At 65.4% G+C, this 11,939-nt stretch carries 12 protein-coding genes; 5 read left to right on the top strand and 7 right to left on the bottom strand.

Features of this window, described 5'->3' with window-relative positions; all coding sequences use genetic code 11:
• Window positions 1–176: 176 nt before the first annotated feature.
• Together catC and ACR80S_RS17070 are read right to left on the bottom strand one after the other, a co-directional pair.
• Entirely contained in the window at window positions 177–467 is a 291-nt protein-coding gene (catC, locus tag ACR80S_RS17075) for a muconolactone Delta-isomerase (protein ID WP_435403899.1), read from the bottom strand.
• Window positions 468–526: 59 nt separating this feature from the next.
• On the bottom strand, window positions 527–1,648 hold the full coding sequence (locus ACR80S_RS17070; protein WP_435402026.1) for a muconate/chloromuconate family cycloisomerase: 1,122 nt from the start codon (window positions 1,646–1,648) through the stop codon (window positions 527–529).
• Between the two features lie 106 nt (window positions 1,649–1,754).
• Between ACR80S_RS17070 and ACR80S_RS17065 the strand changes: the two genes are divergently transcribed.
• Entirely contained in the window at window positions 1,755–2,657 is a 903-nt protein-coding gene (locus ACR80S_RS17065) for a LysR family transcriptional regulator (RefSeq protein ID WP_435403898.1), read from the top strand.
• Here ACR80S_RS17065 and ACR80S_RS17060 read toward each other — a convergent pair.
• Window positions 2,648–3,265: a LysR substrate-binding domain-containing protein gene (locus tag ACR80S_RS17060; RefSeq protein ID WP_435403897.1), complete on the bottom strand. Its 618-nt coding sequence runs from the start codon at window positions 3,263–3,265 to the stop codon at window positions 2,648–2,650. The genes ACR80S_RS17065 and ACR80S_RS17060 overlap by 10 nt on opposite strands.
• Before the next feature lie 83 nt (window positions 3,266–3,348).
• On the opposite strand from ACR80S_RS17060, the gene dctP reads away from it, so the two are divergent.
• From dctP to ACR80S_RS17045, 3 genes are read left to right on the top strand one after another with little or no spacing between them, the layout of a single operon-like run.
• Entirely contained in the window at window positions 3,349–5,034 is a 1,686-nt protein-coding gene (gene dctP, locus ACR80S_RS17055; RefSeq protein WP_435403896.1) for a TRAP transporter substrate-binding protein DctP, read from the top strand.
• A gap of 32 nt (window positions 5,035–5,066) precedes the next feature.
• Entirely contained in the window at window positions 5,067–5,567 is a 501-nt protein-coding gene (locus ACR80S_RS17050) for a TRAP transporter small permease (protein WP_435402031.1), read from the top strand.
• Window positions 5,564–6,856: a TRAP transporter large permease gene (locus ACR80S_RS17045; protein WP_435403895.1), complete on the top strand. Its 1,293-nt coding sequence runs from the start codon at window positions 5,564–5,566 to the stop codon at window positions 6,854–6,856. Before ACR80S_RS17050 ends, ACR80S_RS17045 begins: the two co-directional genes overlap by 4 nt.
• Before the next feature lie 60 nt (window positions 6,857–6,916).
• Here the strand turns inward: ACR80S_RS17045 and salA are convergent, their stop codons facing one another.
• Window positions 6,917–8,233: a salicylate 1-monooxygenase gene (salA, locus tag ACR80S_RS17040; RefSeq protein ID WP_435403894.1), complete on the bottom strand. Its 1,317-nt coding sequence runs from the start codon at window positions 8,231–8,233 to the stop codon at window positions 6,917–6,919.
• Between the two features lie 164 nt (window positions 8,234–8,397).
• Here salA and ACR80S_RS17035 point away from each other — a divergent pair, with 164 nt between their 5' ends.
• Complete coding sequence (locus tag ACR80S_RS17035; protein WP_435403893.1) at window positions 8,398–9,303, top strand: LysR family transcriptional regulator; 906 nt, start codon at window positions 8,398–8,400, stop codon at window positions 9,301–9,303.
• Window positions 9,304–9,339: 36 nt separating this feature from the next.
• Here ACR80S_RS17035 and ACR80S_RS17030 read toward each other — a convergent pair whose 3' ends face one another.
• The 3 genes from ACR80S_RS17030 to ACR80S_RS17020 all read right to left on the bottom strand — a co-directional run bounded on the left by ACR80S_RS17030 (window position 9,340) and on the right by ACR80S_RS17020 (window position 11,529).
• Window positions 9,340–9,735: a nuclear transport factor 2 family protein gene (locus tag ACR80S_RS17030; protein ID WP_435403900.1), complete on the bottom strand. Its 396-nt coding sequence runs from the start codon at window positions 9,733–9,735 to the stop codon at window positions 9,340–9,342.
• A gap of 107 nt (window positions 9,736–9,842) precedes the next feature.
• On the bottom strand, window positions 9,843–10,673 hold the full coding sequence (locus tag ACR80S_RS17025; protein ID WP_435402054.1) for a 3-oxoadipate:acetyl-CoA acetyltransferase: 831 nt from the start codon (window positions 10,671–10,673) through the stop codon (window positions 9,843–9,845).
• 67 nt (window positions 10,674–10,740) lie between these two features.
• Entirely contained in the window at window positions 10,741–11,529 is a 789-nt protein-coding gene (locus tag ACR80S_RS17020) for an alpha/beta fold hydrolase (RefSeq protein WP_435403892.1), read from the bottom strand.
• Between the last annotated feature and the right edge of the window lie 410 nt (window positions 11,530–11,939).

Here is an 11,939-nt window from a genome sequence, read left to right as displayed (position 1 = left end):
CGGTGCATGATCTGCTTGGCGCGCTCGTTGCCCCCTTCCTGATCGAAGCCGGCGACGGTCTTCAGAAAGTCCTGCACCTCGGGGGTGTCAAAAATCTTAACGGTCATAGGGTTATCCTCTTTGGTTCTCTGTTCTTGCCCGTTTCAAGACGGGCGCTGGCGTGACTCATCCGTGACTCAGGCGTCGTCCTCGCGGATGGAGGACGGGTGGCGACACAGCGGCTTGACGCTGATCTCCATGTAGGGAAAGAGGGGCAGGTTGCTGACCAGCTCCTGCAGCTCGGCATTGTCCTCGACGTCGAAGATGCTGACGTTCGAGTAGCTGCCGGCCACGCGCCACAGGTGGCGCCACTTGCCGGCGCGCTGCAGGTCCTGGGAGTAGGCCTTCTCGGTCGCCTTGATCTCGGCGGCCTGCTCGGCCGGCATCGACGGCGGCAGTTTGACGGTCATTTCCACGTGAAACAGCATGACGTTCTCCTCTTGGCGCTAGCACACTGCAGTGCTTGCGGGACTCAGTTCTTGGGGACTCAGTTCTTGCGGGAATAGTGCGCGAGCTTGTCTTCATCCAGGGTGATGCCAAGCCCCGGGCCGGTCGGCAGGTCGACACCAAATTCAGTGTAGGCAAGCGGCTCGACGACGATGTCGTCCTTGAGCAGCAACGGGCCGAACATCTCGGTGCCCCAGGCCATCTCGGGCAGGGTCGCCCAAGCATGCAGGGAGGCGGCGGTGCCGATGGTGCCCTCCAGCAGCGTGCCGCCGTAGAGGCCGATGCCCGCGGCCTGGGCCACGTGGGCCAGTTCCAGCACGCCCTGCAGGCCGCCGGACTTGGCGATCTTCAGGGCGAAGGCGCCGCTGAAGCCGCCGCGCACCAGGTCGAGGCCGTCGCGGGCGTCCTGCACCGCTTCATCGGCCAGCATCGGCACGTTGAAGCGGTTGGCCAGGCGGATCAGGCCGGCATGCTCGCGGGCCGGGATGGCCTGCTCGATCAGTTCGATGCCGGCGTCCTGCAGGGCCTGGATGCCGTAGACGGCGGTGGACTCGTCCCAGGCCTGGTTGACGTCGACTCTGACGCTTGCGCGATCGCCCAGAGCCTCCTTGATGGCGGCCACGTGGCGCACGTCGTGTTTCACCGGGTTGGCGCCGATCTTCAGCTTGAAGTCGCAGTGGCGACGCTCGTCCAGGCGCAGCTGCGCCTCTTCGATGTCCTTGGTGGTGTCGCCGCTGGCCAGGGTCCAGAGCACCGGCAGGTGGGTCTGGCGGGCGCCGCCCAGCAGCTCGGCCACGCTGAGCCCAAGGCGCTTTCCCTGGGCGTCGAGCAGCGCGGTTTCCAGCGCCGACTTGGCGATCATGTTGCCGCGGGCATGGCGGTTGAGCAGGGCACGCAGGGCGTTGACGTTGCCGGAGGGCTGACCGATCAGCAGCGGGGCCAGGTAGGCGTCGATATTGCACTTGATGCTCTCGGGACTCTCCGGACCGTAGGCCAGGCCACCGATGGTGGTGCCCTCCCCCAGGCCCTCGATGCCATCGCTGTGGCGCATGCGCACGATGACCATCGTCTGGCAGGCCATGGTGGTCATGGAGAGCTTGTGGGGACGGATGGTCGGCAGGTCGACCAGCAGCGTCTCGATGGACTGGATAGTGGCGGTCATGGCGGCTCCCGGTGCGGGCGGAATGTGGTGATTGCATGTCAGTCTGATTGCAGCGGGAAGATCGAACCAATATTGTTTGGGTGCCCTTCCATACCCAGGAGGTATCATGGAGCTGCGTCATCTCAGGTACTTCTGCGTGGTTGCGGAGGAGCTCAACCTCACCAGCGCGGCCGAGCGGCTGCACATGTCACAGCCGCCTCTTTCTCGGCAAATCAAGCAGCTGGAGCAGGAAGTCGGGGCCGAACTCTTCGAAAGAAGCTCCCGCGGCCTGCGCCTCACCCCCACGGGGCTGTTCTTCCAGCAGCATGCCCTGCAGATCCTCGAGAAGGTGGGTGCCACCCTGGAGGCGACGCGCCGCATGGCCCGCAGCAAGCGCGAGCTGTTCGGCATCGGCTTCGTGCCGTCGGTGTTCTACGGGCAGCTGCCGCTGCTGGTACGCGATTTACGACAAAAGGATAATGTCGAACTGACCCTGACCGAGCTGACCACAGTGCAGCAGGTGCAGGCCCTCAAGGCCGGGCGCATCGACCTGGGTTTCGGGCGCATGAGGATCGACGACTCGGAGGTGGAGCAGGAGGTGCTGTTCGAGGAGCCGATCATGGCCGCCGTGCCCTGCGGCCACCCCCTGGAGGGCACCACGCCCACCCTTGAAGAACTGGCCCGCTACCCGCTGATCCTCTTCCCCGCCAAGCCCCGCCCCAGCATGGCCGATATCATGCTGGGCATGTTCCGCCGCCAGGGACTCAAGGTGGAGGTAGTGCAGGAGGCCAACGAGCTGCAGACGGCGCTCGGCCTGGTCGCCTCGGAGATCGGCATCAGCCTCGTGCCTGAGCAGGTCAAGCGCGTGCGTCGCGACGGCGTCAGCTTCGTCTACCTCGCCGACAGGACCCTGACGTCGCCGGTGCTGTGCAGCCGACGCCGCGGCGAGGCACCCTCGCCGACCATGCGCGAGGCCAATGCCATCCTCAAGGTGCTGGTGGAGAACCGCCGCAGCGGGCGCTATCCCTGACGCGACATCGGCGTGATATGGCGAATGAAAAGTGTCGCCAGCCGCTGGGCACCAGAATTCAGCGGGACGCCCTGAAGCTTCAGCATACCCAGGGTGGTAGGGGGAAAGGGAGGCAGCAACTCGAAGCTGGCCAGCCCCTGACCAAAGAGGAGATCCTGGAAGAGGGTGCGGGGACCGAAGCCGACCAGGTCGGTGCGGCGCATCATTTCGGTCATGAGCGCGGGGGAGTCACACTTGACCACCGGCTGTGACAGGTGGATGCCCTGGCGGTCGAGCCAGCTGACCATCTGGTGAGCCATGCTGCCCGTCGCGAGGTTGAGTACCCAACGAGCCTCCGACATCTGTGACCAGGTCGTTGCCCCCAGCAGGGGGTGGCCGATCCGCGCTGCCGGCTCAACCATGATCTGCGCCAGGGGTTCGAAGGCGATCTCGTAGGGCAATCCATCCGGTTCTGCAGCCGCAATGGCGAAATCGATCCGCCCTTCCATCAGCCCGGGCAGCACATTGGTCAGCATGCCTTCGACCAGCGTCAGGCTCGCATCCGGCTGCTCGCGCTGAAATGCGTTGAGCACGCTGAGCAGAATGGTAGCGGCGATGGCCGGGGTCACCCCCGCCGTGACCTGAATGCCGGCCCCACCCCTCAGCCAGCATATCTCGTCCCTCGCCTTGTCCAGGGTGGACAGGGCCAGGCGTGCCCGCGACAGCAGCGCCTGGCCTGCCGGCGGGTCACTTCTATTTCCGCGAGGGGGCCTTCCTGGCCTCGTCGGACAGGGTCACGGTCACCTTCACCGGCAAGGGCGGACACGGTGCCATGCCACAGCTGGCCGTGGACCCGACCCTGCCGGCTGCCTCAATGGTTATGGCGCTGCAGAGCATCGTCGGACGCAACGTGGACCCCCATCATGCCTCGGTGATCAGCGTGGGGCGTCTGCAGGCCGGCAGTTCCTACAACATCATCCCCGAAACCGCCGAACTCGAGCTGAGCGTCAGGACGCTCGACCCCGTGGTGCGCGACACCCTGGAACGGCGCATTCGCGCGGTCGCCCTGGCCCAGGCCCAGGCCTTCGATTGCCGCGGTGACGTGGCCTACGAGCGTGGCTATCCGGTGCTGGTCAACGCGCCGGTCGAGACCCGGCTGGCCGTCGATACGGCGCGTGAATTGTTCGGTGACGAGCGGGTCGAGACCCCTGCCACACCGCTGACCGCCAGTGAGGATTGCGCCTTCTTCCTCGAGCGAGTGCCCGGCTGCTACCTCATGGTCGGTAATGGCGACAACGGCTACGACCAGGGGGGGCATCTCGGCCCATGCAGCGTGCATAACCCGCATTACGACTTCAATGACGAGAGCCTGGCACCCGCGGCGGCCTTCTGGCTGGGCCTGGTATCACGCTACTTCTCTGACTCACCCGTCACCCATGCCCAGACCACCCTGAACCTCTCCAACTGGGTACCGCCCAACCACTTCATCAGCACGGACATTCTCGCCGCCTGGATCGAAGAGGTTGAAGAGGCTACCGAAGGACGCGTTCGCATCAGGATGCTGCCCAGCGCCGTCGGTGCCCCCGAGAAACACTGGGAGCTCGCGCGCCTGGGCGTGGCGGACATCACCTGGAGCAACTTCACCTACGAGCCGATTCGCTTCAAGTCGCTCTGGTTCTCGGAGATGCCGCTGACCGGCTCCAATGCCGTCGCCTCGTCCGTCGCCCTGTGGGAAACCATCGAAGCGCACCTTAGCGACGATCCCGCCTATGACGGGGTCAAGCTGCTGGGTGTCGGCCTGCTGGGCGGTGGCGCGCTGCACCACAGTCGCCAGCCGATGGTGGAGCCCCAGGACCTGCGCAATCAGAAGCTACGGATGGGTGGCCCCATCCAGCGTGAACTGCTGGAAGCCTTCGGCGCGGTTCCCGTGGCGGCGCCCGCCACCCGCGGCTACGAGCTGCTCGAAAGCGGGGTGGTCGATGGCTCCCTGCATCCGCTGGAGTCGGTGATCGCCTTCCGGCTGGAGAGCCAGCTTGCGCACCACACGCTGTTCCCCGGCGGCTTCTACGACGCCAGCTTCTTCATCGGCATGAATGAGCGCAAGTGGAACACCCTGTCCGAAGCGGACCAGGAGGCGATCATGAGCGTCTCCGGAGAGCACCTCTCGCGCCTCTGGGGCGAGCGTTTCCACGCTCAGAACCAGGCCGCGGAAGAGCAACTGAGGGAGGCCGGCAACCAGTTCCACGAGCCCTCGGAGGCGCTGCTCGAAAGGACCCGCGAGGTGCGCGAGGCGATGTTGGCGTCCTGGGTGGAGGACATGGGCGAGATGGGCTACGACGATCCCATGGCGATCGTCGACTTCTACGAGAACCGCTACCAGGCCTTGGATAGCGAATAACCCGGCCAGCCCCTGCGGGGCAGGAGATACCCATGCGACACACGCTCAACCGCGTGAGGCTGGGGGTGGAAACAGTGCTGATCACGGCACTGCTTGCCATAGTGGCCCTCACCTTCTGCGACGTCCTGGGGCGCCGGCTGTTCGGCACCCCTATCTATGGCGCCCACGACATCACCGAGCACCTGATGGTGATCATCATCTTCTGTGGACTGCCGTTGGTCACCGCCGACCGCGGGCATCTGGTCGTCGACCTGTTCGACCGCTGGCTCTCCTCCCCCCACCTGCGCTGGTGGCATGCCCTGGTCTCGGTTGGCATGGCAGCGATCCTCTTCCTGATTGCCTGGCAGTACCTGCTGGCCGCCCAGCAGGCCGTGCTGATCCATGAGGCGAGCCAGGCACTCTACATACCGCGCAGCTACATGTACGCCTTCATGTCCTTTACTGCCTTCCTGGCCGGGCTGGCCGCCCTGCTGCCAGCCTCTGTCTTCGACCCCACGGCCTCCGTCCACGATGAGGAAGGGAATTCGCTATGATCGTCGGCTCTATCGCCCTGCTCTGCGTCCTGCTACTGGCCTTCCTGCGCGTTCCCCTGGCTTTTGCGCTGATGGCCGTCTCGATCGGCGGGCTCACCTACATAGTCAGCTGGGACGTAGCGCGCTCCATGGTCTCGCTGACCATCACCCAGGCGGTGTTCTCCTATGAGATGGCCGTGGTCCCCATGTTCGTGCTGATGGGGAATGTCCTGGCTCGTTCCGGGATTGCCGATGACCTCTTCCGCGCCGCCTATGCCTTCTTGGGGTCGATCCGCGGTGGCCTGGCACTCTCGACCATGATGACCTGCGCCGGTTTCAGCGCCGTTTCCGGCTCCAGCCTGGCCACGGCTGCCACCATGTCCAAGGTGGCCTACCCGAGCATGAAGCGCTACGGCTACTCGGACTCCTTCGCCTCGGCAACCATTGCCGCGGGTGGTTCCCTGGGGATCCTGATCCCGCCCTCCATCATCTTGATCATCTACGTCATTCTCACCCAGACCAATATCGGGCACCTGTTCATCGCCGGCGTGCTTCCCGGGCTGTTGGGGCTGGGCCTCTACCTGGTCGTGGTCTGGCTGGTGGCGCGCTGGCGGCCTGAGAGCGCACCGCGTGGCGAATCCGTGCCCCTGAAGGAGAGGCTGGCTTCGCTGCGGGGCGTCTGGCCCTTCTCTCTGCTCTTCGTCATGGTCATCGGCGGCATCTACCTGGGACTGTTCACACCCACCGAGGCGGGCGGCATGGGGGCCGGCTTCGCCCTGATCATTGCCCTGTTGCAGAGGCGTCTCGGACTCAAGCAGCTCCGGCGTATCTTCGTCGAGACCGCTGCCACCTCGGTGATGCTCTATGCCGTGCTGTTCGGCGCCATGCTCTTCACCCACCTGATCTCCTTCTCCGGGCTGGGCGAAGGGATCCGCCTGGGGATCGAGGGCATGGGCCTTGGCCCCTACCAGATGCTGCTGGTCATCCTGCTGGTGTTTCTGGTGCTGGGCTGCGTGATGGATTCCCTCTCCATCATCCTGATCTGCGTGCCACTGTTCGTGCCAACCCTGGCCGCGGGCGGCTTCGACCTGGTGTGGTTCGGGATCATCGTGGTGGTGGTAACGGAAATCGCCCTGATAACGCCGCCCATCGGCATGAACGTCTTCGTGATCAAGGCCAGCCTGCCCCATGTCCCGCTGGTCAGCATCTACAAGGGGCTGGTGCCCTTCATCGGTGCTGACCTGGTCAGGCTGGGTCTGCTGATCGCCTTCCCCGGCATCTCGCTGCTGCTGGTGCAGATGATGCGATGAACCTGACAAAACCGTGACGGCCACAGGCGTGGCCGTCGCGGGCTTGTCGGCATGACCCAATCAGGCCGAGCGGTGGGGGGGCACAGGAGCCCAATTGAGCACCTGGCGTGCGGCCTGAACGTCACTGTGCGGGTCGTGGTTCCACAGCCAGTCGAAGCGCGTCTCCAGATTCTCGATCAGCCGGGCCTCATCATCGCCGATGCCGGCAGCGGCGAACTCATAGACGTCACCCGCCTCGTGCGAGGTCCGCTGCACCTTGCAGGTCCGGGCGTGGCGTGCCGCCTCGAAGGCGCCCAGCACCCGGTCGGCGTTACCCCGGTCACACGCCTCATCGGTCAGCAGGCTGGCCAGCACGTAGGCGTCTTCCAGCGCCTGGCCGGCACCGGCGCCCTGGTGGGGCACCAGCGCATGGGCGGCATCGCCGACGATCAGCACCCGGTCACGGTGGTAGCGGGGCAGCTCCGGCAGTTCATGCAGCGCCCAGCGGGTCGGCTCGGCAATGCAGCCGAGAATGGCCTGTGACGCGGCTCCCCAGCCCTCGAAGACGCTCAGCATCTCGGCCTGGGACACCGCCTGGACCCACTCCTCCCCGGCGGGAAGCTCGGGGTGGGGCGTAGAGCGGTCGGTGATGAAGGCCACCATGTTGATCAGCTGCGACTGCTTGACCGGGAAGGTCAGGATGTGGCGATCGCGACCGAGGTACATCTGCGGCACCAAGGCCAGGCGCCTGTCGCCCCCCCGCGCCTCTAAGGCCGCCTCCAGCTGCTGGGTGGGAATCATCCCGCGATAGGCGTAGGTACCGCTCCAGAACGGGGCGATCTCACCGTGCTGCACCGGGGGCAGCACATGCTCGCGAACCGCCGACTTGATGCCGTCGAAGCCGATTAGGATATCGGCGCGGAAGCTGGTTCCGTCATCGAAGCGTGCCGTGGCGCTGTCGCCATCCTGGGTGACCTCGACGCAGCGTTTGCCGAAGTGGGCGATGCCCTCGGGCAGGTGCGCGACGATGGCATCCAGGAAGTCGGCCCGGTGAACCGAGGACTGGCCGCAGCCGGGGGCCAGGGTGGCGGTCAGGTAGCCGTCGTCGCTGCCGCGCCGCCACTCGAACCAGACGTCCTCGAAGGGCGCCGGCGAGGCGTCGGCGATGCGCCGATAGGGTGCCTCCAGGCCCAGCAGGGAGATGGCCCGCACGGCGTTGGGGCCGAAAGAGACCCCGGCGCCGATCTCTGAGAACTGCGCTGCGGCCTCGAAGACCTGGACATCCAGGCCGGCATCCCGGGACAGGGCGACGGCCAGGGCCACGCCGCCGATGCCGCCACCGACGATGCTGACGGTCAAGCGAGGAGAAGTTGGGCAAGCGGTATTGATGCTGGACATGATGAGGCGCGCTCCGTGAGGGACATTGTGATTGTCATGCTGCAAGACAGCTTGAACCCCAGGCTAGGCGCGATGCGATATGCACACAACTCAGCCTGCTTCATTACATGAATGAAGCCAGGTAATATCAATTTACCTACAACCAGTTAGGGAAAAATCCCGCCATGCTGCGGCTATCGGAGATCGATGTGAACCTGCTGGTGGTGTTCGATCTGCTCTACCGGGAGCGCAACACCCAGCGTGTCGCCGGCCAGCTCGGGGTGACCCAGCCGGCGGTCAGCCATGCGCTGAAGCGGCTGCGCCAACTGCTGGATGACGAGCTGTTCGAGCGCACCTCGCGGGGCCTGCAGCCGACACCCCGTGCCAGCCAGCTTCATCCGGGGGTCGCCGAGGCCCTCGCCAGGCTGCATGAAACCCTCAACCTTCGCGACGACTTCGACCCGGGCACTAGCCAGCGCACCTTCAACCTGGCCATGACCGATATCGGGGAGATCATATTTCTCCCTCGGCTGCTCGGATATCTTGCCAGGGAGGCACCCGGCGTCCGGCTCAGCACCCTGCGCAGCCACCACGAGGACCTCAAGCATGGTATGGAGAACGGGCAGATCGATCTGGCGATCGGCCTGATCCCCCAGCTGGGGGCCGGCTTCTATCAGCGGGGGCTGTTCGTGCAGCGCTATGTCTGCCTCATGCGCCAGCACCACCCGCTGGCCGCGGGCGCGTTTGGCCTGGAGGACTTCATGGCCGCCACCCACGCCGTGGTGGTGGCGAAGGGGACCGGGCACGGCATGGTCGAGGAGGAGCTGGCCCGAGCGGGCGCCAAGCGCCCGATCAGGCTACAGCTGCCCCACTTTGCCGCCGTGCCCTATATCATCAGCGAAAGCGATCTGGTGGTCACGGTCACCGACAAATTTGCCGAGGCCACCCGGGAACGCTTCAGGCTGAAGGTGCACAAGCATCCGCTGCCCTTTCCCGAGATTCCCATCAACCTCTTCTGGCACCGGCGTTTCCACCGGGATGCCGGCAACCGCTGGCTGCGCGGCCGGCTCTTCGAGATGTTTGCCGAGTAGCGCCAGACGGACGGACAGGCCAACGCCACTTCAGCCTTACTGCGGCTTCGCCCAATCCGCCCGGCTGCTGTGCACGGCGCTCTTGTGGGTGATCTTCCAGACGCCGTCGAGCTTGATCAGGGCCAGCACGTCCACCCAGGAGTCCGCCAGGTTCTCGGTGTTGTCGAAGCCCAGCAGCACGCTGGCCACCTCGCCGGCCTGGGTCACCTGGATGATGCGCCCGCGCACCGCCCGGTGGCTTGCCGCCCAGCGCGCAAAACGGTCGCTGACCAGATCCTTGCTGAAGGCCCCGTCGGCATCCAGGGCCAGGATCCAGGCATCTTCGTGGAAGGCCTCCCTGAGTTTGATCATGCCGCCCTGAAAGCCTTCTACATAGCCCTGCACCACGCGCACAATCTCGTCGTGGTCGGGCGTACGTTCGTTGTCTGTCATCGTCACGCTTCACCTCCTGCTGCATTGATAATCGACAAGCAAAGCGCCGCCCCCAGTGGCTGAGGGCGGCGCTTATTGCTTGACTTCAGGGTATACCGGAAGAGGCCTCAGACCGCCTGGAGGCCGAGGATCTCCCGCGCCTGCTGCCAGGTGGCCACGGGGCGCTCGTACTTCTCGCACAGGGCGACCGTGCGCTCGACCAGGGCGGCATTGGAGGGGGCCAGGGTGTCGCGGTCGAGGCGCATGTTGTCCTCGAGACCGGTACGGGTATGGCCACCGGCGGCGATGGACCACTCGTTGAGCACGATCTGGTTGGCACCGATGCCGGCACCGCACCACTGGGCATCCGGCGCCAGCCGCTTCAGGGTCTCGATGTAGAAGTCGAAGGTCGGCTTGTCCACCGGCATGGCGTTCTTCACGCCCATCACGAACTGCACGTAGAGCGGCGCCTTGAGCTTGCCCTGCTTGGAGAGGGCCACCGCCTGGTGGATGTGCGACAGGTCGAAGGCCTCGATCTCGGGCTTGATGTCGTACTTGAGCATCTCCTCGGCGAGCCACTCAACCAACTGCGGCGAATTCTCGTAGACCCGGTTGGGGAAGTTGTTGGAGCCCACCGAAAGGCTGGCCATGTCCGGTCTGAGCGGCAGCATCCCGCCTCGCTCCTCGCCCGCACCGGAGCGCCCGCCGGTGGAGAGCTGAATGACCATGCCCGGGCAGTGCTTCTTCAGGCCTTCCACCAGCCTGGCGAACTTCTCCGGATCGGAGCTGGGCGTCTGGTCGTCGTTACGCACGTGGCAGTGGGCGATGGTGGCACCGGCCTCGAACGCCGCCTGGGTGCTTTCGACCTGCTCCTCGATGGTGACGGGAACCGCGGGGTTGTTTTCCTTGCGCGGCAGGCTGCCGGTGATGGCAACGCAAATGATGCAGGGGTTGGACATGGTGACCTCGTTTCACGCCGCAGCGCGTCAGGTTGAGTTGTTTGTGGTGTGGGTCCAGGCGTAACGCCTAGGCCTGCTCGATCACGTGCAGCAGTTGCTCGGCGAACAGCGCTGGTACCTCCACCGAGGGCACGTGACCGACGCCCTCGAGGATCTCAAGGGGCGCGCCGTCGAGTTCGGCGGCGAGAGCCTCGAGCGTTGCTGGCGGAGTGGCCAGATCCTCGCTACCACCCATCAGCTGCACCTTCACCGGCTTGCCGGAGAGTTTGCCGGTGAAGGCGTGGCTGCCCAGCATTTCGCAGAGCTTGGCGTAGGAGTCGTCATCGCCCCGGCCCATCTGAATGCACCAGCCCGCCTCGAGCGCCGGCTGAGCCGCGAAGCTGGCCGGGGCGAACCAGCGCGGGACGATCTCCGCGGACATCGCCGCCAGCCCTTCCTGGCGAATGCGACCAGCCCGTGTGTTCCACAGCTCGGCGTTGCCAATCACCGCCCCGGTGTTGGTCAGGGTGGCAGAGAGCAGGCGCTCGGCGTGCTCGCTGATCAGCTGCTGACCCACCACGCCGCCGATGGAAGTGCCGGCGAAGTGGAAGCGGGGGGCAGCGGCGTGATCGACCAGGGCCAGGGCATCTGCGGCCAGGTCGGCCGGAGCAATCGGGCCTTCTCCCCAGGCCTGGCTGGCGCCGTGGCCGGGCAGGTCCCAGGTAAGCACTCGATAGCGCGGCAGCAGTAGGGGAAGCAGGTCGTCCCATACGGCCTGGCTCATGCCCAGCGGATGCGCCAGCACCACCAGGGGGTTGGCTTCATTGCCGAGCAGCCGATAGGCGACGCTGCGTCCGTTGATGGTCAGAAATGCCATGGTCTTTCTCCGGTTGTACCCGTTCAATCAAGGTAGCAATATCCTGTCCCACGCCGCCGGTGGCCATACGGATGATCTGGGCCATGGGGCGTCCTCCCGGCAACAAGGTCGGATGGGTTCGCATGTCGAACATTGATTTGTGATGCGAACAATCTACTCCCGTCCCGCGCGGTCGTCAATTGGCTCCTAACCCCCATGGAAAAGGGGAGGCTCGGCCTCCCTGCTCGCATGACCCCGCAAGAAGTCGATTTTCCAAGCAATTATTCGCCCTGTAGCCAGGCCAGGGCGCGCTGCAGCTGATGCCGGCTACTACCAAGGTATAATGCTGGCTCGGTGACACGGGACACCACGAGGCCCGAGGTGAACGGCAGCGCCTGATGCATAGGGGCCCGCACCAGGATGAGCGCCTC

Source organism: Halomonas salsilacus (genome assembly GCF_051216275.1).
Classification (GTDB): Bacteria; Pseudomonadota; Gammaproteobacteria; order Pseudomonadales; family Halomonadaceae; genus Halomonas.
The sequence above is the reverse complement of the archived record's forward strand: the minus strand, read 5'-3'. Positions and strand labels throughout refer to the sequence as shown.